The sequence below is a fragment of the [Acidovorax] ebreus TPSY genome (assembly GCF_000022305.1).
Classification (GTDB): domain Bacteria; phylum Pseudomonadota; class Gammaproteobacteria; order Burkholderiales; family Burkholderiaceae_C; genus Diaphorobacter; species Diaphorobacter nitroreducens.
Genome location: NC_011992.1, coordinates 1866947 through 1886844 on the forward strand (window position 1 = coordinate 1866947; position 19898 = coordinate 1886844).

The 19898-nt window shown below is 68.2% G+C and carries 16 protein-coding genes; 8 read left to right on the plus strand and 8 right to left on the minus strand.

All coding sequences use genetic code 11. From position 1 onward, the window contains the following. Window positions 1-53: 53 nt before the first annotated feature. Window positions 54-1706, plus strand: a complete 1653-nt coding sequence (locus DTPSY_RS08820) for a phosphoethanolamine transferase (RefSeq protein ID WP_015913291.1) — start codon at window positions 54-56, stop codon at window positions 1704-1706. Between the two features lie 63 nt (window positions 1707-1769). On the opposite strand, the gene DTPSY_RS08825 is transcribed toward DTPSY_RS08820, so the two are convergent. The 3 genes from DTPSY_RS08825 to DTPSY_RS08835 form a co-directional block, all read right to left on the minus strand. Then, window positions 1770-2351, minus strand: coding sequence for a peroxidase-related enzyme (locus tag DTPSY_RS08825; RefSeq protein WP_015913292.1), 582 nt, complete (start codon window positions 2349-2351; stop codon window positions 1770-1772). Window positions 2352-2367: 16 nt separating this feature from the next. Next, the gene (locus DTPSY_RS08830; RefSeq protein WP_015913293.1) at window positions 2368-3051 is read right to left on the minus strand and encodes a tRNA-uridine aminocarboxypropyltransferase; all 684 of its coding nucleotides are present in this window, start codon (window positions 3049-3051) and stop codon (window positions 2368-2370) included. A gap of 106 nt (window positions 3052-3157) precedes the next feature. Continuing rightward, window positions 3158-4609: a catalase gene (locus tag DTPSY_RS08835; protein ID WP_015913294.1), complete on the minus strand. Its 1452-nt coding sequence runs from the start codon at window positions 4607-4609 to the stop codon at window positions 3158-3160. Between the two features lie 175 nt (window positions 4610-4784). Between DTPSY_RS08835 and DTPSY_RS08840 the strand changes: the two genes are divergently transcribed. Further along, the gene (locus DTPSY_RS08840; protein WP_015913295.1) at window positions 4785-6065 is read left to right on the plus strand and encodes an NAD(P)/FAD-dependent oxidoreductase; all 1281 of its coding nucleotides are present in this window, start codon (window positions 4785-4787) and stop codon (window positions 6063-6065) included. Window positions 6066-6184: 119 nt separating this feature from the next. On the opposite strand, the gene DTPSY_RS08845 is transcribed toward DTPSY_RS08840, so the two are convergent. Next, window positions 6185-6730 carry a PAS and helix-turn-helix domain-containing protein gene (locus DTPSY_RS08845; RefSeq protein ID WP_011805208.1) on the minus strand — a complete coding sequence of 182 codons (546 nt, stop codon included), beginning with the start codon at window positions 6728-6730 and terminating at the stop codon, window positions 6185-6187. A gap of 82 nt (window positions 6731-6812) precedes the next feature. Between DTPSY_RS08845 and DTPSY_RS08850 the strand changes: the two genes are divergently transcribed. The 6 genes from DTPSY_RS08850 (at window position 6813) to DTPSY_RS08875 (ending at window position 15066) form a co-directional block, all read left to right on the plus strand. Further along, on the plus strand, window positions 6813-7520 hold the full coding sequence (locus DTPSY_RS08850; protein ID WP_011805209.1) for a CoA transferase subunit A: 708 nt from the start codon (window positions 6813-6815) through the stop codon (window positions 7518-7520). A 3-nt stretch (window positions 7521-7523) separates the two neighbouring features. Then, complete coding sequence (locus DTPSY_RS08855; protein ID WP_011805210.1) at window positions 7524-8162, plus strand: 3-oxoacid CoA-transferase subunit B; 639 nt, start codon at window positions 7524-7526, stop codon at window positions 8160-8162. Between the two features lie 150 nt (window positions 8163-8312). Further along, window positions 8313-9626, plus strand: coding sequence for an HD-GYP domain-containing protein (locus DTPSY_RS08860; protein ID WP_015913296.1), 1314 nt, complete (start codon window positions 8313-8315; stop codon window positions 9624-9626). 115 nt (window positions 9627-9741) lie between these two features. Next, window positions 9742-10509 (plus strand): translesion DNA synthesis-associated protein ImuA, encoded by a 768-nt coding sequence (gene imuA / locus DTPSY_RS08865; RefSeq protein ID WP_015913297.1) that lies wholly within the window; start codon window positions 9742-9744, stop codon window positions 10507-10509. Then, complete coding sequence (locus tag DTPSY_RS08870; RefSeq protein ID WP_015913298.1) at window positions 10475-11884, plus strand: Y-family DNA polymerase; 1410 nt, start codon at window positions 10475-10477, stop codon at window positions 11882-11884. Before imuA ends, DTPSY_RS08870 begins: the two co-directional genes overlap by 35 nt. Further along, complete coding sequence (locus DTPSY_RS08875) at window positions 11881-15066, plus strand: error-prone DNA polymerase (RefSeq protein ID WP_015913299.1); 3186 nt, start codon at window positions 11881-11883, stop codon at window positions 15064-15066. The genes DTPSY_RS08870 and DTPSY_RS08875 overlap by 4 nt, the downstream gene beginning before the upstream one ends. A 63-nt stretch (window positions 15067-15129) precedes the next feature. Here the strand turns inward: DTPSY_RS08875 and DTPSY_RS08880 are convergent, their stop codons facing one another. From DTPSY_RS08880 to DTPSY_RS08895, 4 genes are all read right to left on the minus strand, one after another. Beyond that, complete coding sequence (locus DTPSY_RS08880; protein ID WP_015913300.1) at window positions 15130-16383, minus strand: SEL1-like repeat protein; 1254 nt, start codon at window positions 16381-16383, stop codon at window positions 15130-15132. A gap of 35 nt (window positions 16384-16418) precedes the next feature. Beyond that, a complete protein-coding gene (locus tag DTPSY_RS08885) occupies window positions 16419-18164 on the minus strand; it encodes a DUF4384 domain-containing protein (RefSeq protein ID WP_015913301.1) in 1746 nt (581 codons plus the stop codon). Between the two features lie 94 nt (window positions 18165-18258). Beyond that, window positions 18259-18678: a hypothetical protein gene (locus DTPSY_RS08890; protein ID WP_011805218.1), complete on the minus strand. Its 420-nt coding sequence runs from the start codon at window positions 18676-18678 to the stop codon at window positions 18259-18261. Window positions 18679-18744: 66 nt separating this feature from the next. After that, window positions 18745-19335 carry a hypothetical protein gene (locus DTPSY_RS08895; protein ID WP_011805219.1) on the minus strand — a complete coding sequence of 197 codons (591 nt, stop codon included), beginning with the start codon at window positions 19333-19335 and terminating at the stop codon, window positions 18745-18747. Between the last annotated feature and the right edge of the window lie 563 nt (window positions 19336-19898).

The window sequence follows — 19898 nt, forward strand, 5'->3', positions numbered from 1 at the left end:
GCCCTGCCGACGAAGGCCTCTTGCGTGGTGCGTTGCGCCGGCTGGATGGCTGGATGACCACCCCGCTGTCGGCGCAGCAGGTGGTGGTGCGCCTGTCGCTGTACTTGGTACTGGCGGCCAACTGGCCGCTGTGGCTGCAGATCACGCGCATTGGCGGCGCGCCCAGCCTGTACCTGCGTTCAGCGGCTGCCTTGGCCGTGCTGACGGCGTGCGGCACGGTGGCCATTTTGGCGTTCACCGCCTGGACGCGCGGCATGAAGCTGCTGTGGTGGATGGTGGTCATGGTGGCCGCGCTGTCGCAGTACTACATGCTGACCTACAGCGTGGTCATGGACCCCAGCATGGCCGCCAACGTGTTGCAGACGGATGCGCGCGAGGTGGCCGACCTGCTGAGCCTGCGCATGCTGGCTGCGGTGCTGGCCGTCGCGGCGCTTCCCTCCTGGTGGTTGCTGCGTGTGCGTATTCCCGCCATGCGGCCGCTGCGCCAGGTGGGCCGCAACCTGGCGCTGCTGGTGCTGGCGCTGGGCCTGGCCGCCGGCACGGTGGCGGCCATGTCGCGGGACCTGGCGCCGCTGATGCGCAACCACCCGCACCTGCGCTACCTGATGAACCCCTTGGCCAGTCTGTACTCCACCTCCGTGTCGGCCCTGCGACCGGTGTTCGCGCGCAGCCGCACGCTGGTGCCGATGACCCAGGGCGCCGCGCTGGGCGCCAGCTATGCGGCCGGGGCGCGGCCCACGCTGTTCGTGCTGGTGGTGGGCGAGACGGCGCGCGCGGACCATTTCGGCATCAACGGCTATGGCCGCGACACCACGCCGGAACTGACCAAACGCAACGTGATGAGCTGGCGCGAAGTGCGCTCGTGCGGCACCAGCACGCTGGCGTCGCTGCCTTGCATGTTCTCGCCACTGGGCAAGAGTGCATTCGAGTCGCGTGACAACGACTACGAGAACCTGCTGGACGTGGCGCAGGCCGCGGGTATGGGCGTGCTGTGGCTGGACAACCAGTCCGGCTGCAAGGGCGTGTGCGACCGCGTGCCGCACGCATCGGCCGCCGAAGGCCTGGATGCCGAGGCGCGCAAGCAGTTGTGCGATGGCGGAGAATGCCGCGACGAGGCCATGCTGCACAACCTGGATGCGCGCCTGGCCGCCTTGCCTGCGGCGCAGCGCGAGCGCGGCGTGCTGCTGGTGCTGCACCAGATGGGCAGCCATGGGCCGGCCTACTACAAGCGTTCGGCCGATGCAGGCAAGCGCTTCATACCCGAATGCCGCACGGAAGTGCTGGCCGACTGCACCCACGGCGAACTGGTGAACGCCTACGACAACTCCATCGCCGCAACGGACGCCTTCCTGGGCAAGACCATCGACTGGCTGCGTGGCCAGAGCGCCAAGTACGACACGGCTCTGCTGTACCTGAGCGACCATGGCGAGTCGCTGGGCGAGTACGGGTTGTTCCTGCACGGCATGCCCTACGGCGTGGCGCCCGACATGCAAAAGCACGTGCCCATGGTGGCGTGGATGGACACCTCCTTCATGCGCCGTGACGGGTTAGCGGCCGACTGCCTGCGCGCCAGCGGCGATGCGCCGTTGACGCACGACAACCTCTACCACACCGTGCTGGGCCTGCTGGACGTGCAGTCGCCTTCCTACCAGCGCCCGCTGGATGCCTTCAGCGGCTGCCGGAGCACCGTGTTGGCATCCAAATAAAAACAGCCGCCAACGCTTATCTATAAAGCGCGAGCAGCTATTTTTTTAAGAGCATCTTGGCGCTCAGGCCTTCTTCTCGCGCGGCAGGCGGCCCATCAGGTAGAACTCGGGATTGGGCTGCATGCCGGCAAAGCTGGCCATGCGGTTGGACAGGCCGAAGAACGCGGTGATGGCGGCGATGTCCCAGATGTCTTCATCGTCAAAGCCGTGGGGGTACAGCGCCTCGAAGTCGGCGTCCTCGATCTCGTGCGCGCGCTGGCAGACCTTCATGGCGAAGTCGAGCATGGCCTTCTGGCGCGGCGGAATGTCGGCCTTGCGGTGGTTCACCGCTACCTGGTCGGCCACCAGCGGCTTCTTCTCGTAGATGCGCAGGATGGCCCCGTGTGCCACCACGCAGTACAGGCACTGGTTGGCGGCGCTGGTGGTGGTGACGATCATCTCGCGCTCGCCCTTGGTGAGGCTGCCTTCTTCCTTCAGCATCAGCGCATCGTGGTAGGCGAAGAACGCGCGCCATTCGGCCGGGCGGCGGGCGAACGCCAGGAACACGTTGGGGATGAACCCGGCCTTTTCCTGCACCTCCAGGATGCGGGCGCGGATGTCCTCGGGCAATGTGTTCAGGTCGGGGAAGGGATAGCGTTCGGCCATGGGTGTCTCCGATTTTTTATGAAAGGTCTGGTCCGAGCATAGCCGAGCGTGCTGCACCTTCGCGCGAGCACAGCAGCGCCATCAATGCGTCCATGGCCTGACCCAGTGCGGCGATGTGCGGGTTGGCGGGTTCCAGTTGCTGCAGTGCGCACTGCGCGGCCTCCAGCGTGCTGAGCTGGTGCGGCGCGTGCGCCTTGCGCACGGCGTAACGCGTGGGCGGTACCTGCTGCAGGGCCAGGCGCGGCAGGGCCTGCAACGCAGGGTTGGCCCACAGCATCCTGCGGCTCTTGCGCCAGGTACCGTCCAGCACCACCAGGCGCAGCCGTTCGGGCGCTGCCAGCCAGTCGGTCGACAGCGGCGGTGCGGGCAGCATGGGGTGCTGCGGGTCGGGCGGCGTGGGCGGGTACAACAGCACTGCGCGGCGCGGTGCCTGCCGGTCGCCATCAACCCAGGGGGCGTTGATTTCCTGCGCCAGCGCGGCGGCATCGAACGTCTCGCCCACCACGATGCGGCTGCCCGGCAGGCACAGGTGCAGCAGCCGTGCCGTGCCCTTGGCTTGGTGCTGCTCCAGCGGGTGCATGAGGATCAGTACCTGCACTTGGTGCGCCACGGGCCGCACGGCGGCGCAGATGCAGGCTGCGGCGGGGCGCTGGCAGCGGGGGCATACGGGCCGGCGGGGCAGGTGGGTGCAGGAGGGCATCGAGCTTGTCAAAAACAGAAGCGCCCAGCGCTTGTCAGGTAAGGGCTGGGCGGTATTTTGATGCTTGGCCCGGGTGCGGGCCTGGGCAGGGCGGCGGCGGTGCTTATTACAGCGTGCCGGCGCGCACGGCTTCCAGGGCAGCCTTCACGCCGGCGCCGTAGGCCGGGTCGGCCTGGGTGCAGTGCGCGATGTGGCGGTCAATGATGTGCTGCGACACGCCGTTGATGTTGCGCGCGGTGTTTTCGCACAGCAGGCGCTGTTTCTCGGGCGTCATCAGGCGGAACAGGTCGCCGGGCTGGGTGAAGTAGTCATCGTCGTCCTCGCGGTAGTTCCAGCGGCTGGCGTCACCGTAGAGCTTTTCCACCGGTTCGGCGTACGCGGGCTGCTCCTGCCACGCACCCTGGGTGTTGGGTTCGTACGCAATGGTGCGGCCGGCATTGCCGTCCACACGCATGGCGCCGTCGCGGTGGTAGATATTGACCGGGCAGCGCGCGGCGTTCACCGGGATCTGGTGGTGGTTCACACCCAGGCGGTAGCGCGCGGCGTCGGCGTACGAGAACAGGCGCGACTGCAGCATGCGGTCGGGCGACGGGCCGATGCCGGGCACCAGGTTGCTGGGCGCGAACGAGGCCTGCTCCACGTCGGCGTAGTAGTTGTCGGGGTTGCGGTTGAGCTCCATCACGCCGACTTCGATCAGCGGGAAGTCCTTCTTGCTCCACACTTTGGTCAGGTCGAAGGGGTGGAAGCGGTAGGTCTGCGCCTCTTCCTCGGTCATGATCTGCACGCACAGCTTCCACTTCGGAAAGTCGCCGCGGTCGATGGCTTGCAGCAGGTCGCGCTGGCTGCTTTCGCGGTCATGGGCGACCACGGCGGCGGCCTCCTGGTCGGACAGGTTCTCGATGCCCTGCTGGCAGACCCAGTGGAACTTCACGTAGTGGCGCTCGCCCGCGTGGTTGATGAGGCTGTAGGTGTGCGAGCCAAAACCGTGCATGTGGCGGTAGCCGCGCGGAATGCCGCGGTCGCTCATCACGATGGTGATCTGGTGCAGCGCCTCGGGCAGGCCGGTCCAGAAGTCCCAGTTGCTCTCGGCGCTGCGCATGTTGGTGTAGGGGTCGCGCTTGACGGCCTTGTTCAGGTCGGGAAACTTGAGCGGGTCGCGGAAGAAGAACACCGGCGTGTTGTTGCCCACCAGATCCCAGTTGCCTTCCTCGGTGTACATCTTCACGGCGAAGCCGCGGATGTCGCGCTCGGCGTCGGCCGCGCCGCGCTCGCCAGCCACCGTGGAAAAGCGCGCGAACAGCTCGGTCTGCTTACCGATCGCCGAGAACACCTTGGCGCGGGTGTAGCGGGTGATGTCGCCGGTCACCGTGAAAGTGCCGAAGGCGCCCGAGCCCTTGGCGTGCATGCGCCGCTCGGGGATCACCTCGCGGTGGAAGTGGGCGAGCTTTTCCAGGTGCCACAGGTCTTGCAGGAGCATGGGGCCGCGCGGGCCCGCGGTCAGCGAATCCTGGTTATTGGCCACGGGTGCGCCGGCGGCGGTAGTGAGGCGATGGGTCATGGGAGAGCTCCTTTCTGGACTGCTACAGGGTTAAATAGATACGAACTATTTGTTTTGAAGAATTATTGTTCTAATCTATTTAAAGGGCAAGCCAAAACCCATTGAATTTCCGCAACGCGGCAATAGGCGCAGGCTTGCCTACACTGTAGAGCGGTAACCTGGAAGAAGGTTTGACATGCATTACGACATCGTGATCGTGGGGGGTGGGGCCGGCGGCCTGGAACTGGCTGCGCGCCTGGGCCGCGCGCTGGGGCCGCGCCAAGGGCGTGAGCGGGTGCTGCTGGTGGACCGCTTTGCGTTCCACATCTGGAAGCCCACGCTGCACGAAGTCGCGGCCGGGACGCTAGACGCCCATCAGGAGGGTCTGTCGTACCCCGTGCTCGCACGGCGCAACCATTTCAGCTTCACCATGGGCGAACTGGCCGGGCTGGACGCCGCGCGCAAGACCATCGCCCTGGCCCCTCAGCGCAATGCACATGGCGAGGAGGTGGTGCCCGCGCGCACGCTGAGCTTCACGCGTTTGGTGCTGGCGCTGGGCAGCGGCTCCAACGCCTTTGGCACGCCGGGCATCGAACACGCCTATCTGCTGGAAAACGTGCGCGATGCGCAGCGCTTTCATGCCGACTGGCTGAGCGCCTGCGCGCGGGCATCGTTCACGGACAAGCGCGCCCTGTCCATCGCCATCGTGGGCGCGGGCGCCACGGGGGTGGAGCTGTCCGCCGAGCTGCTGGAAGCCCATGCCGAACTGCTGGAGAGCCTGGGCAGCAGCCAGCGTTTTCGGCTGGACGTGACGCTGGTGGAGGCGGGCGACCGCATTCTGGGCGGCCTGCCCGAGCGCATCTCTGCCCAGGCCGCCGTGGCCCTGCGCCGCAAGCAGGTGCGGGTGATGACGGGCACACGTGTGCTGGAGCTGCGTCCGGGCGTGCTGGTCACCTCGGCCGGAGAGATCGCGGCCGAGATGATGGTCTGGGCCGCGGGCATCAAGGCCGCGGACGCCAACGCCGCGCTGGGCCTGGAAGTGAACCGGCTCAACCAGTTCGTGGTGGACGAGCGGCTGCGCACCTCGGCCCCTGACGTGCTGGCCCTGGGCGACTGCGCGGCCTGCGTGTGGGAGGGCGGGCGCATGGTGCCGGCACGCGCGCAGGCCGCGCACCAGCAGGCCGACTACCTGGCGCGCGTGCTGCTGGCGCTGCTGCGCGAGCGCGAGGTGACGCAGCCCTTCGTCTACCGCGACTTCGGCTCACTCGTGTCGCTGGGCGAGAACAAGGGCGTGGGCAACCTGATGGGCGGCCTGGCGGGGCGCAACTTCTTCGTGGAAGGGCTGATCGCCAAGTGGATGTACATGTCGCTGCACTTGATGCACCACCGCGCCATCCTGGGTCTAGGCAAGACGGCGGTGCTGGCGCTGGCGCGGCTGCTGCAGCAACGCGTGTCGGGGCGGCTCAAACTGCACTGACCGGCGCGACGGCGGCTTCAAAAACCATAGCTGGCAGCGCTTGCTGCGATTGGATTTCAGGCAATAAACGCCTTGAACTGCTTGATTAGCAAGCGCCAACAGCTCACTTTTTTGATGACTTATCCCGCCAACAGCTTCTGCACCAGGTCCGCGGCCGTGGACGCGCCGTACTTGCGCATGAGCCGCGCGCGGTAGATCTCCACCGTGCGGTGGCTGATGTCCAGCGCGCGGCCGATCTCCTTGGAGGTCATGCCGTCCAGCAGCCGCGCGGCCACCTCGCGTTCGCGCGCCGTCAGCTCGGCGCGCACGGGGCGCTGCGCGCTCAGGTCCTCGAAGCTCCAGATGCCCGAGGCGTGCGGATCGTTGCGATCCAGCGCGCGACCGGACACGTGGCACCAGAAGGTTTCGCCGTTGGCGCGCTTCATGATGCGGTTGTCGGCATAGTGGCCGCGTGCGTTCAGGATGGGCGCCATGCGTGCGCCCAGCCGCTCATATTCGTCCGGGCTGGGGTAGAGGATCTGGAACGACTGGCCGATGAGCAGTTCGCGCGAGGCGCCGAATATCTCGCACACATGTCGGTTGCAATCCACCATGGTGCGGTTGCGCGAAATCACCAGGCCCACGGGTGCCATCTCGAAGGCCAAGCGGTAGTCGGCAACATTCATAGTGGTGCAAGTCTTTAGGGAAAACTACTTAAAAAACTACGTAGTATCGTAGCGTATCCACCCAGCAAACCAGGAGACTGTAGTGAACAAGCTTTACCCCTCGGCGGCCGAAGCGCTCAAGGGCGTCGTGGCCGATGGCCAGCTGATGGCCGTTGGCGGTTTCGGCCTGTGCGGCATTCCAGAGGCCTTGATCGATGCGCTGCAGGCCAGCGGCGTGAAGGACCTCACGGTGATTTCCAACAACGCGGGCGTTGACGGCTTCGGCCTGGGCAAGCTGCTGGAGACGCGCCAGATCAAGAAGATGATCAGCTCCTACGTGGGCGAGAACAAGGAGTTCGAGCGCCAGTACCTCGCGGGCGAGCTGGAGCTGGAGTTCACCCCGCAGGGCACGCTGGCCGAGAAGCTGCGCGCCGGCGGCGCGGGCATCCCGGCCTTCTTCACCAAAACCGGTGTGGGCACCATCGTGGCCGAGGGCAAGGAGCTGCGCGAGTTCGACGGCGAGACCTACGTGATGGAACGCTCGCTGGTGCCGCAGGTTTCGCTGGTCAAGGCGCAGCGGGCCGACAAGTCGGGCAATCTGCAGTTCCGCCTGACGGCACGCAACTTCAACCCGGCCGCCGCCATGGCGGGCAAGCTGTGCATCGTCGAGGTGGAGGAGGTGGTGGAGACGGGCGCCCTGGACCCCGACCAGATCCACCTGCCCGGCATCTACGTGCACCGCATCGTGCACAACCCGAACCCCGAGAAGCGCATCGAGAAGCGCACCATCACCGAGAAAGCAGGAGCCTGAACCATGCCGTGGACCCAAGACCAGATGGCGGCCCGCGCCGCGCAAGAACTCGAAGACGGCTTCTACGTCAACTTAGGGATAGGCATTCCCACGCTGGTGGCCAACTTCACCGGCGATAAAGAGGTGTGGCTGCAGTCGGAGAACGGCATGCTGGGCATCGGTGCCTTTCCCACCGAGGACAAGGTGGATGCCGACCTCATCAACGCCGGCAAGCAGACCGTCACCACCATCCCCGGTTCGTCCATCTTCAGTTCGGACCAGTCGTTCGCGATGATCCGCGGCGGCAAGATCAACCTGTCCATCCTGGGCGCCATGCAGGTCAGCGAGAAGGGCGACCTGGCCAACTGGATGATCCCCGGCAAGATGGTCAAGGGCATGGGCGGCGCCATGGACCTGGTGGCCGGTGTCAAGCGCGTGATCGTGCTCATGGAGCATGTGGCGCGCAAGAAGGACGGCACCACCGACCTGAAGATCCTGCCGGCCTGCACGCTGCCGCTGACGGGCGTGGGCGTGGTGGACCGCATCATCACCGACCTGGGCGTGATGGACGTCACCCCCGAAGGCCTGAAGCTGGTGGAACTGGCGCCGGGCGTGAGCTTCGAGGACATCCAGTCCAAGACCGGCGTGCCGCTGCTGCGCTGAGGGCAGGCACCGCCAGGCCGCATGCGCATGCACGGCGGGGGCGCGGGGCCAAAACTACGGGCCGGGTGGGATCACCCGGCTTTTTTGTCTTTTTGCGCAAGGCAAAGCGCCGTATAGTGCGCGTGACATTTTTTAACATTTCGTCTGCGCATGAACGCACCCGACCTCAGCCCCGCAGCTTTTGCCGACGGAGACAGCCATTACCTGCGCGCCATCACCGACATGGCCGATCGCCGCACCGTGGTCACGCAGGAAGCGCTTTACACCGACCGGGGCATCAAGCTGGTGGACAAGGGCGCGCGCGTGGACAGCCGGCTCTACGACCGCTTGGTCAAGCACAAGCTGCGCGGCAGCATCGACGAGCATCTGGCCATGGACGACATGGTCAACGTGCAGTCCATCGTGCAACTGGCCGCGTCGCAGTGCGAGCACGACACGCTGGCCTATCTGCTGGTGCACACGCTGGAGGGCATGACCGCCGAGAAGCTGCTCGCGCCCGTGCGCGCCTTGCTGCTGCCGCCGTCGCTGGCCTTCAAGCTCACCGTCATGCGCGAGCAGCATCCGGTGCTGTTCGAGCACAGCGTGCGCATGATGCTGGCGGCCGTGTACCTGGGCATCAAGAGCGGCTGGAGCGACCGCGAATGCGTGCCTCTGGCGACGGCGGCGCTGCTGCACGACATCGGCGTGCTGCACATGGACCCCGTCTGGCACGACCCGGCCAACAAGATGACGGCCGTCGGGCGCCAGCAGCTCATGGCGCACCCCATCACGGCCATGTTGATCATCCGGGGGCAGAACATGTTTCCGCGCTTGGTGGAGCAGGCCGTGCTGGAACACCATGAATGCATGGATGGCAGCGGTTATCCGCGCGGCCTGCAGGGGGACCAGATCTCGCTCATGGGGCAGATCCTGATGGTGGCCGAGGTGGTGGCCGCCTTCTTCGAGAAATACGCCAACGAGGCTGCGGCCCAGCGCCTGTCGCTCACGCTGCGCCTGAACCACCGCAAGTTCCCCGCAGCGCTCATCGCCTGTCTGCTGCCCGTGCTGCAGATACGCGCCGTGCAAACCGATGTACAGGTCACGCCGGCAGATGTGGAGCGGCTGATTGAGCAGTTGTCCACGGCCTTCGGCGACTGGGACACCCGCCGCGCCGGGCTGCAGCCAGAGGCTGCGGAATCCGAGGCCTGCGCCTTCGTGGAGCAGCGGCTTTCCGCGCTGCAAAAAACCCTGTTCGAGGCTGGCTCCCATCCCCAGCAGCAGGCTGAGGCCCTGCAATACCTGCAGGGCGATGAACAAGGCTTGGCCGAACTGGCTCTGCTGGGGCGGGAAGCCCTGTGGCAACTGCAGGGCATCGTGGATGCCACCCACAGCCGCTGGCTCACGCTGCAACACAGCCCGCAGGTGGGCGACCAGGCGGTCGTGCAGTGGCGCGATGCCTGTGCGGTGCGCTTGGCGCAGCGCTGAGATTCGTTCCCTGACGCACCCCCGGATCAGACGCTAAGCCCTGACGCCGGCTGGGTTGGAGCCGCCAACCGCCGATGATTACTGTATATTTGAACAGTATTCATCGGCGGTTCGCATGGCGGCTTTTCTTTCCTCTTCCCTGAACGCGCTGCCCGGCGTCTGGCAGGGCGATGCCTGGGCGCACGCGCCGCAGCCGGCGGTGGCCACGGGCCATGCGCCGCTGGATGCGCAACTGCCCGGTGGGGGGTGGCCGCTGGGGTGCATGAGCGAGTTGCTGCTGCCTCCCCAGGCCCATCCCGAGTGGACCCTGGTGATGCCGGCCCTGGCCGCGCACCTGGCGCAAGGCCCGGGACGCGCGGTACTGGTCACGCCGCCGCTGGAGCCCTTCCTGCCGGCGCTGCAACCCCTGGGGCTTGCCGCCGACCGGCTGTGCTGCATTCACCCGCCCAGCCCGCGTGCGGACATGGCCGCGGCATGGGCCTGCGAACAGGCGCTGCGTTGCCGCGACGTGCGCGCCGTGCTGGCCTGGCTGCCGCAGGTGCCTGCCGCCGTGCTGCGGCGGCTGCAGCTGGCGGCCGCGCAGCACCGCCAACTGCTGTGGGTGATGCGCCCCGAGCGCTCGCGCGCGCAGGCATCGCCCGCGCCGCTGCGCCTGTGGCTGCAACCGCAGGGCGAGGAGCTGCACGTCCATGTCGTCAAGCGGCGCGGCCCGCCGCTGGCGCAGCCCGTGGCACTGCCCGCACGCACGCCGGTACTGGCCGCGGCGCTGCAGGCACAGGCCCAATGGCGCCGCCAGGTGCAGGCGGCCGCCTGGGGCATGGGGGGCCGCACACCGCAGGAGGTGGAGGATGCATTGGCTTGCCTGGCACTTGCCACCCATTGAGGCCACGACCGGGCCCGCCACCGGGTCCGTGATCGGCCTGCCGCCTGCCGCGCAGGGCTGGTGGGCGCTGCGCTTCACGCCGCGCGTGGCCCTTGTGGACGAAGCGCTGCTGCTGGAGGTGAGCGGTACCGAACGCCTGTGGGGCGGGCGCGCCGCTCTGCAAAGCCTGCTGCGTGACCACGCGCCCCCCGGGCCCGAAACCCTGGAGGGCGGGTCTCTCTGGGCCAGTGCGCCCACGGCGCTGCAAGCCCTGGCCCTGCTGCGCCTGCAGCGCCAGGGCCGGCCCGTGCCGCGGCGGCTGCCGCACGATCTGCCGGTTGCCACCCTCTCGGCGCTGCGCCCGCATGCCCAGGCGCTGCAGCAGCTGGGCTGCCGCACCTGGGGCGCCGTGCGTGCGCTGCCGCGCGCCGGGGTGGCGCGGCGCTTCGGCGCCGAACCCCTGGCGGCGCTGGACCGCGCTTGGGGCGACGCACCGCATGGCCTGGACTGGATCACGCTGCCCGAGCAGTTCGCGCTGGAGCTGGAACTGCCCGCGCTGGCCGAATCGGCCCCCGCGCTGCTGTGGGCCGGCCAGCGCCTGCTGGATGCACTGCAGGGCTGGCTGCGCGCGCGCCACCAGGGCGTGCAGGCGCTGGAGCTGGCCTGGCGCCATGACCTGCGCCGTATCGACGGCGTGGACCTGCCCCCCTGGCAGAGCCTCACGCTGCGCACGGCCGAGCCGCTGCAGGGCATGGCGCACCTGCGCCGCCTGCTGGCCGAGCGCCTGGCGCACCAGCGCCTGGCCGCGCCCGTGAGCCGGCTGGCGCTGCGCAGCCTGCAAACCGCGCCCATGCCACAGGCCAGCGCGGACCTGCTGCCGCCCCAGCCAGGCGACGCGGGGGCGGGGCAGGGCGAGCCCTGGCACCAGTTCGTCGAGCGCCTCTCGGCCCGCCTGGGCGCGGACAGTCTGCGGGTGCCGCGGTCCCAGGCAGACCACCGTCCCGAATGCATGCAACAGTGGCAACCGGCCTTGGCGGCCCGCGCCGCGCCGCCGGCGCCCGCACAGGACTGCACCCTCGCGCCCTTGCTTCCGCCCTGGCTCGTGCGGCCTCCGCGGCCGCTGGCCCTGCGCGGCAGCCGGCCTTGCCTGCACGGCCAGCCGCTGCGCTTGCTGGACGGGCCGCAGCGCGTGGAAACCGGCTGGTGGGAGGCCGCAGCGGACCTGAACGACGACGAGAGCGATGTGCAGGTCAGTGCACACAATGGCGCGCAGGACGGTGGCTCGGCCCTGGTGCGGCGCGACTATTTCATTGCCCACAACCCGGCGGCGGGCACCGTCTGGGTCTTTCGCGACCGGGCGACGGGCGGCTGGTTCTTGCAGGGGGTGTACGGATGATGCTGCCCGCCTACGCAGAGCTGCACGCGCTGAGCAACTTCAGCTTTCAGCGCGGCGCCTCGCATCCGCAGGAACTGGTGCAGCGCGCGCACAAACTGGGCTACAGCGCCCTGGCGCTGACCGACGAATGCTCCGTCGCCGGCGTGGTGCGCGCCCATGGCGCGGCGCAGGCGCTGGGACTGCCGCTCATCGTGGGCAGCGAGTTCTGCTGGGGCGACGTGCGCATCGTGGCGCTGGCGCGCGACGTGCAGGGCTGGGGCGACCTGTGCGAATTCATCACCGCCGCGCGCCAGCGTGCCGGCAAGGGCGGCTACCGCGTGGATGCCCAGTCGCCCTGGGCGCTGCTGCAGGGCTGCGAGGTGCTGCTGGCGCCGCGGCGCGAGGCGTTTGTCGATGCTTCTGATTTAATAGCTGTCAGCGCTTGTCTGGAAAGCGTTAGAGGCCTATTTGCCTCTAACTGCTGGCTGGCGGTAGAGCTGCACACCGCACCGGACGACGGCCTGTGGCTGCGCACGCTCACGCAGGCCGGCGCACAGCTGGGCCTGCCGCTGGTGGCCGCGGGTGACGTGCACATGCACTCGCGCGCGGCCAAGCCGCTGCAGGACGTACTGACCGCCGTGCGCCTGGGCCGCAGCGTGGCCGCGTGCGGCTTCGCGCTGCAGCCGCATGCCGAGAAGCGCCTGCGCCCGCGCAGCCGGCTGGCGGGCCTGTACCCGCCCGCGCTGCTGGCGGCCACGCTGCAGGTGGCGGCGCGCTGCACCTTCAGCCTGAACGAGATCAAGTACCGCTACCCGCTGGAGACCGTGCAGCCCGGCATGACGGCAAGCCAGACGCTGGCCTGCCTCACCTGGGAGGGCGCGCGTGTCCGTTACCCCGATGGCGTGCCAGAAGCGGTGGTGACGCAGGTCGAGAAGGAGCTGGCGCTGATCGCCGAGTGCGGGTACGAGATGTACTTTCTCACGGTGCACGACATCGTGCGCTATGCGCGCAGCCAGGGCATTCTGTGCCAGGGGCGGGGCTCGGCGGCCAACTCGGCGGTGTGTTATTGCCTGGGCATCACGGCGGTGGACCCGCAGAAGACGCGCCTGCTGTTCGAGCGCTTCATCAGCCGCGAACGCAGCGAGCCGCCCGACATCGACGTGGACTTCGAGCACGACCGGCGCGAGACCGTCATCCAGTACATCTACGACAAGTACGGGCGCGATCGCTCCGCGATCACCGCGGTGGTCATCAGCTACCGCACGCGCAGCGCCCTGCGCGACGTGGGCAAGGCCCTGGGTGTGGCGCCGGCGCTGGTGGATGCGTTCGCCAAGGAGCACCACTGGTTCGACGACGTGCTGGCCACGGAGCACCTGCTGGCGCTGGCCGAGCGCCTGGGCGAGCCGCTGGGCGCGCACACGGCCGCGCTGTGGCTGCAACTGGCGCGCCAGTTGCGCGGCTTTCCGCGCCACCTGAGCCAGCACGTGGGCGGCTTCGTGCTCACCGAGGGCAAGCTCACGCGCCTGGTGCCCGTGGAGCCGGCCGCCATGGACGGGCGCTCCATCATCCAGTGGGACAAGGACGATCTGGACGCCATGGGCCTCTTGAAGGTGGACGTGCTGGCGCTGGGCATGCTCAGCGCGCTGCGCCGCTGCCTGGAAATGCGTGCCGCGCTGCGGGGCGAATCATGGGACCTGGCCGACATCCCGCCCGAAGACCCGGCCACCTACGACATGGTCTGCCGCGCTGACACCGTGGGCGTGTTCCAGATCGAGAGCCGCGCGCAGATGAGCATGCTGCCGCGCCTGCAGCCGCGCGAGTTCTATGACCTGGTGGTGCAGGTGGCGATCGTGCGGCCCGGGCCCATCCAGGGCGGCATGGTGCACCCCTACCTGCAGGCGCGCGAGCGCCGGCGCCAGTGGCAGCGCACGAAGCGCGAGGAGCCGTTCCCCATTGAATACCCGAGGCTCGGCAACGCCCTGCGGCGCACGCTGGGCGTGCCCATCTTCCAGGAACAGGTGATGCAGATCGCCATCGACGGCGCGGGCTTCAGCGCGGGCCAGGCCGACGAGCTGCGCCGCTCCATGGCCGCCTGGCGGCGCAAGGGCGAGGTGCACCGCTTCGAGAAACCCTTCAAGGACGGTCTGTTGGCGAACGGCTACCCGCCGGAATTTGCCGACCGGCTGTTCCAGCAGATCCTGGGCTTTGGCGAATACGGCTTTCCCGAAAGCCATGCCTACAGCTTTGCGCTGCTGGCCTACGCCAGCAGCTGGCTCAAGCGGCACGAGCCTGCGTGCTTCCTGGCCGCGCTGCTCAATGCGCAGCCGCTGGGCTTTTACACACCGGCGCAACTGGTGCAGGACGCGCGCCGCCATGGCGTGTGCGTGCTGCCCATCGACGTGGCGACGAGCGACGTGGACTGCACGCTGGAGGAGCCCCTGGCACCCGTTGCCGGCGTGTCCTTGGCGCAGCCGGCCGTGCGCCTGGGCCTGCGGCTGGTGGCGGGGTTGGGCGCGGCGGCGGCCGAGCGGCTGGTGCAGGCACGCGGCAGCGGCCCCTTTGTCAACAGCGAAGACCTGGCCCTGCGCGCGCGGCTGGACAGGCAGGATCTGCAGGCTCTGGCCGCGGCTGATGCGCTGCGCGCGCTGGCGGGCCACCGGCGCCAGCAGATGTGGGACGCCGCGGCCCAGCTGCGTGCTCCGCCGCTGCTGCAGGACGCGCCCGTGCATGAGGCCGCCCCGCAGTTGCCCGCCGCACCAGAGGGCGAAGACATCTTGTGGGACTACGCCGCCACGGGCCTGACGCTGCGGCGCCACCCCCTGGCGCTGCTGCGCGAGAAGCTGCAGCGCTGGCGGCTGGCCACGGCGCAGCAGTTGCAATCGGCGCCCCATGGGCGGCGCGTGCGTGCCTGCGGCATCGTCACCGTGCGCCAGCGGCCGGGCTCGGCCAACGGCACGATGTTCGTCACGCTGGAGGACGAGACGGGCTCGGTCAATGTGATCGTGTGGCCCGCGCGGCTGGAGCGCTGGCGCAGCGCGCTGCTGCGCTCGCGCCTGCTGGCGGTGGAGGGCGTGTGGCAGTGTGCCCGCTCACCGGGTGCGGACACGGCCGTGCGCCACCTGGTGGGCGAGCGGTTCAAGGACCTCACGCCGCTGCTGGGCCGCCTGGCGCAGGCGCTGGACGGCAGCCGCGATTTCCATTGAGTTTCAAGAGAAATCGGGCTCTGGCGCTTATTTGACAAGCGCTGGCAGCTATCAAAACAATAGTCAACGTGGCCCCACGGGCCGGCCCGAGCGCCATTCCTGTGGAATCAGCGCGTACAGCGGCGTGGGGTCGCGCACGAACAGCTGCGGTGTGGGCGGCGGCTGCAGGGTGAGCACCGAACCCTCGGGCGACAGCTCCATGGTGGAGAGCTGGCGCATCCAGGCCACATCGATCGTGCCGTCGGGCGCGGGGCGGGAGTAGATCAGCTCCAGCATGCGCTTGGCGGGTCGGCTGCCGCTGGCGGCGGCGATCTGGTACAGGCGGATGGCTTCGGTGTAATTGGACGGCACGCCGTCGCCGCGGTGGTAGCGGCGCGCCTGCGCCAGCCATTCGTCGGCCGTGTGTGGGGCGGGCTGTGCGCTGATGGTCTGCTCCATGCGGCTGGCCAGCAGCCGGGCATTGGAGGCTGCCGCGGGCGAGCGCGGCGCCGCCGCGCGGAACTGTGCCAGCGCATCGGGCAGGCGCGCCGCGGCGATCTGGCGCAGGCCCAGTTCGTTGAGCGCCTGGGCGCTGCCGGCCTGGGCGGCGCGCTGCAGCAGAGCTGCGTGTCCGTTCTCCTGCGGGGGCGCATCCGGCGCGCGCGGTGCGGCGGCGGATGGCGGCAGCGGGGCCAGGCGCTCCTGCGCCCACCATTCCAGCAGCAGCGCCAGCGGCGCGTCCACCGCACGCAACTGGGCGATCCACGGGCGCGCGGCCGCAGGTTGCGGCGGGCCCACGCAGCCATCGATCTCGCACCAGGCCAGGCCGGCGCTGGCGTGGGGCTCACCCAGCGTGCGGGCGCGCTCGAACCAGTACCGCGCCTGCGTGCGGTCCAGGGGCACACGCTCGCCGTGCAGGTACAGCAAGCCCAGGACCCAGGCGCTGCGCGCGGCGGCCTTTTCCGCTGCGCTGCCCTTGCGCGCTGGCGCCAGGGCCGTGGCGCGCAACCGGCGCAACTGCGCCAGGGTGGCCTCGTCCTCGGGCTGGGGCAGGCGCAACGGTTCGGCCTGAGGTTGGCCGGAGGGCTGGATGCGCGGCACGCTGGAGGAGCCGGATGGCTCGATCAGCGGGGCCGTGGGCTGCACCGCCGGCGGCGTGAAGTCGCCGCCGCCCTGGCTGGGCTGGATGGCGGGCTGCGGCAGCGCTTCGATGCGCGCTTGGGCCGGAGCCAGCAGCGTGCACGCCAGGAGCAGCACGGCCGGCAGGGCCAGCCGTCTGCCGCCGGGCGGCAGGGCGGCACCGGCCCGGGGCGCGAAAGGGCGGAGCAGGGGCGTCATGGCGGCGTCCTGGCGAAGTGGGGCGGGCCGCGCCCTCAGCGCTTGGCGGGCTGCGGGGCGGCAGGTGCGGCCACCGAGGGCTGGGCCTTCTTGGGTTGGGTCTTCCAGTACACCTCGGACTTCACGTAGCCACTGGTGCCCACGCCCTGCTGGAAGGCCTTGTCGATGTCCTCGATGGTGCGGTAGCCGGGAATGTTGACCAGCCCTGCGCCTTGCAGTGGCGCGGGCAGCCGGGGCAGCACGTCGGTTTCGGCGGCAAAGCAGGCCACGCGCTCGGTGCCAGGGCGGCTCGCGTCCATGATGAAGGCGGGGTTGGGCACCAGCCAGTCGGGCAGTCGCAGCGCCTGGTTCGCCGCCACCAGCGAATGCGGCGTGACCTGGTTGGGCGTGAGTCGCATGACGTTGCCCGAGGGGTCGGCAAAGTAGCAGTACATGTGTGAGGTGCGCGACACGGTGGCCGACACGAACACCTGCTCGCCGACTTCGAAAGTAGGCTCCATGCCCGGGGGCAGCGCATTCTCGATCTGCATGTCGATGCGCCGTGGCGGGGGCGTGGTGGAGGTGAGCACGAGGCCCGAGGTGCGCACCGGCGTGGAATCCCCTTTGTTCTCGGCCATGCTGCCGGTGGGGCCCGACGGGCCCCAGCCCACCCGTTGCAGGGAGCCGTCGGGTGCCAACGTCACGAAGTGGCGCATCGCGCGCTCGTAGGTGGAGAAGTCCAGCACGCCAGTGGGCACCAGCAGGCTGTCGATCTGGAACTGCGTGAGCGCGGTGCGCAGCGCAGGCGAGTCCAGCGCCAGCAGGTCGGTGCCCGCCTGCAGGTAGCCCTGGGCGATCAGCGAGTTCTGCACCAGCGTGGCCTGGCCTACGCCGCCGCTTTCGTCGAACCAGTCGCGCATCTGGCGCTGAAAGTCGGGATGCGTTTGTTCCAGCGTCAGGCACTGCCAGTAGGGCACGCGCGCCCACTTGCCCACCAGCTCGATGGTGGCCAGGTCAATCAGCGTGCGCATGGCGCCGCCGGCGCCCAGCGCGTAGTCGCGCCCCACGTTGAAGTTGACGCCGTAGCTGCCGATGCGCCCGGCCACGTCCAGGCCCTGGCTGCCGCTGCCGATGACCACCTCATTGGCTGAGTCCAGTCCGGGAATCAGCGTGCGCGTGCGAAAGTCCCCCAGGTGCATCTCCAGCCCGATCACGGTGGCCGAGCGGTTGCGGCTGTAGCCTGTGTCCAGGCGGCTGGCGGAGGTGCCGGCGTCGAAGCGGTTGGTGGCCACGTTCTGGTCCACGAACGCAATGGCACCCGACACGTACAGCGCGGGGCGCTGCAGTTGCATGAGGTTGTTGTTGAGCAAGATGGTGGTGAGGTTCTGCACCGTATCCTGGCGCACGATGTCCACCTCATAGTCCACGTAGCGGAAGGCGTTGGACAGCCGCGACATCTGCGACAGAGAGGTGATGATCATGTCCTTGGCAGCAACGGGCACGCGGCTGGAATAGTCGATGACCTGCTTGCTGGTGATGAGCGTGGTGGGCACCTGCGCGGCGCGCAGCATGTGGTCCATGCACATCAGCGAATCCGAGAAGCTGGAGACCGAGCGCGTCGGGCGCACGACGGGGCGGTCCGTCGTATAAGCCGCCTGCTGCAGCGATGCGTCCTTGCGGGGGTCTAGCGGCGTTGTGCAGGCGCTGAGCAGTAGAGCGCCCGCCAGCATCAGCCAGGCAGCGCCACGGCGTGGGGCGCCGTTGCGGCCGGGACCGCGGGGAAGTGTGGTTGCGGTGTTCATGGCAAAGCCCTCTCGTCTTCGCGTTATCCAACCCTCTGGCGCGGCCGAGCAGGCGCGCGGCGCATGCCCGGCCGCGCCCGCACGCTGATGGCCGTCACCAGCAGATATTGACCAGATCCCCTCGCAGCACCACCACCTGGTCGGCGCCGGGCTTGCCGGTGCCACCCGAGGCCGCGGTGCCGAAGTTGCTGCCCACGGATTGCGAGCACACGACCTTGGAGCCTTGCGTGTTCACCGCGTTGACGACGTCCTTTTCGGTCACGATGCCCGTGGTGTCGCCAGAGAACGCCTTGGCCACGTAACGAGTCAGGCGCGCCTGTTGCCAGGCGGGCAGGCCGGTGTCGTGGTTGATGTAGCCGGAGCGCGGCGCAGAAGGCAACGGCTGCATCTGCACATTGACCTTCTTGTCCAGCACCACCGGGTCTTCTCCCGGCGCGGCCCAGGCGGGTGCCGCGGCGCACAAGGCCAGGGCTGCCGTGGCGGGCGCCAGGAAGCGTGTTGCGCGACTGAGCATGGCGAATCTCCTCAAGCAACCTGCACAAAAAGCGCCAGGCCTTCAGTAGGCCTGGCGCTCGCGGACTCACCAGTTGGGGCGATAGCAGTTGCCGCCGGGGCAGGGATCCTCGGCGCAAGCGTCATTGGAGGAGATGTTCTGCACCGCGAACGAGTGCGAGCCCTTGGCCTGGTTGACTGCGCTGCCACCGATGAAGTTGGCCGTCTGGGTGGAAGCTGCCGCTACCACCACATGCCCGTAGTTGGAGGCGACGTTCTGGGTGGCGTGCGCATCGCTGCCGTCAGCCAGGTTGCTCAGCACGGCACCCAGGCTGTTCACCGTCTGGTTGGACGCAGCGCGGATTTCCACCTTGCCGTTGTTGCTGGCGAGGTTCTGGCGGGCAAGGGCGTCGTCACCCTTGGCTTCGTTGGTCACGGCACCCAGGCCCAAATTGGCGGTCTGTGTAGACGAGCCCCCAGCAAAGACCTGCACGGGGCCGGCGTTGGAGGCAATGTTTTGCAATGCCTCGTTGTGTGCGCCGGACGTATTGGAGATGGCGGTGCCGACCGAGTTGGTCATTTGCACGGACGGCCCATTCAGGGTGATGGTGCTGGGCGGTTGCACTGCCATGGCAGCAGTCGCGACGGCACTCAACGCAAAAAATGCAAGAACTTTCATGACTGTCTCTCCTATAACGTGTCAAAAAGACCGCGCCCTCCGGTGGCTTGGGTTATGACCGGTGTCACGGCTACATCGACAAGAAGAAAGACCGCACCCGACCCGAGGAGGAATGCCGGAGGCCGCCCGTCTTTTTGTCTGGCTCCAGTTTCCGCAGGGGGGCCTCCGGCATCCATCTCCCATCGCGGGTAGCCGAAGAAGGGGGCGCTCTGACAGCACTGCAAATGCATGCGTCAGAGAGGAAAGAGGGCCAAGAGAGGCGCTGAAAAGGATCGGCGCAGGGGTGTTTCTCAGGTAGTGTCATTCGGTAACAACCGAATCGCTGCGGATGGGATGTGTTTATTACCAGTGAGGGCCGGACCGGGCGGGACTGCAAAAAACGGCTGGCACGCCTGCATATTCTTTCGCAGGGAAAATTTCCCATTAATGTGTTTGAGCGAGGTTTATCCCTTATCTGCGTTAGTTTCAAAATGTGAGTCAGGTAACTCACGAAGAAATTACGAATATCTCCGGATGTTTCGGTGTAATTTGTTTTCCTGTGAGGAAAGCACCCAAAGCGTTGG

Coding starts and splice junctions, on each gene's coding strand:
- DTPSY_RS08820 (WP_015913291.1), top strand. CDS start 54: ATGACCACCCCGCTGTCGGCGCAGCAGGTGGTGGTGCGCCTGTCGCTG.
- DTPSY_RS08825 (WP_015913292.1), bottom strand. CDS start 2,351: ATGGCCGAACGCTATCCCTTCCCCGACCTGAACACATTGCCCGAGGAC.
- DTPSY_RS08830 (WP_015913293.1), bottom strand. CDS start 3,051: ATGCCCTCCTGCACCCACCTGCCCCGCCGGCCCGTATGCCCCCGCTGC.
- DTPSY_RS08835 (WP_015913294.1), bottom strand. CDS start 4,609: ATGACCCATCGCCTCACTACCGCCGCCGGCGCACCCGTGGCCAATAAC.
- DTPSY_RS08840 (WP_015913295.1), top strand. CDS start 4,785: ATGCATTACGACATCGTGATCGTGGGGGGTGGGGCCGGCGGCCTGGAA.
- DTPSY_RS08845 (WP_011805208.1), bottom strand. CDS start 6,730: ATGAATGTTGCCGACTACCGCTTGGCCTTCGAGATGGCACCCGTGGGC.
- DTPSY_RS08855 (WP_011805210.1), top strand. CDS start 7,524: ATGCCGTGGACCCAAGACCAGATGGCGGCCCGCGCCGCGCAAGAACTC.
- DTPSY_RS08860 (WP_015913296.1), top strand. CDS start 8,313: ATGAACGCACCCGACCTCAGCCCCGCAGCTTTTGCCGACGGAGACAGC.
- imuA (WP_015913297.1), top strand. CDS start 9,742: ATGGCGGCTTTTCTTTCCTCTTCCCTGAACGCGCTGCCCGGCGTCTGG.
- DTPSY_RS08870 (WP_015913298.1), top strand. CDS start 10,475: ATGCATTGGCTTGCCTGGCACTTGCCACCCATTGAGGCCACGACCGGG.
- DTPSY_RS08875 (WP_015913299.1), top strand. CDS start 11,881: ATGATGCTGCCCGCCTACGCAGAGCTGCACGCGCTGAGCAACTTCAGC.
- DTPSY_RS08880 (WP_015913300.1), bottom strand. CDS start 16,383: ATGACGCCCCTGCTCCGCCCTTTCGCGCCCCGGGCCGGTGCCGCCCTG.
- DTPSY_RS08885 (WP_015913301.1), bottom strand. CDS start 18,164: ATGAACACCGCAACCACACTTCCCCGCGGTCCCGGCCGCAACGGCGCC.
- DTPSY_RS08890 (WP_011805218.1), bottom strand. CDS start 18,678: ATGCTCAGTCGCGCAACACGCTTCCTGGCGCCCGCCACGGCAGCCCTG.
- DTPSY_RS08895 (WP_011805219.1), bottom strand. CDS start 19,335: ATGAAAGTTCTTGCATTTTTTGCGTTGAGTGCCGTCGCGACTGCTGCC.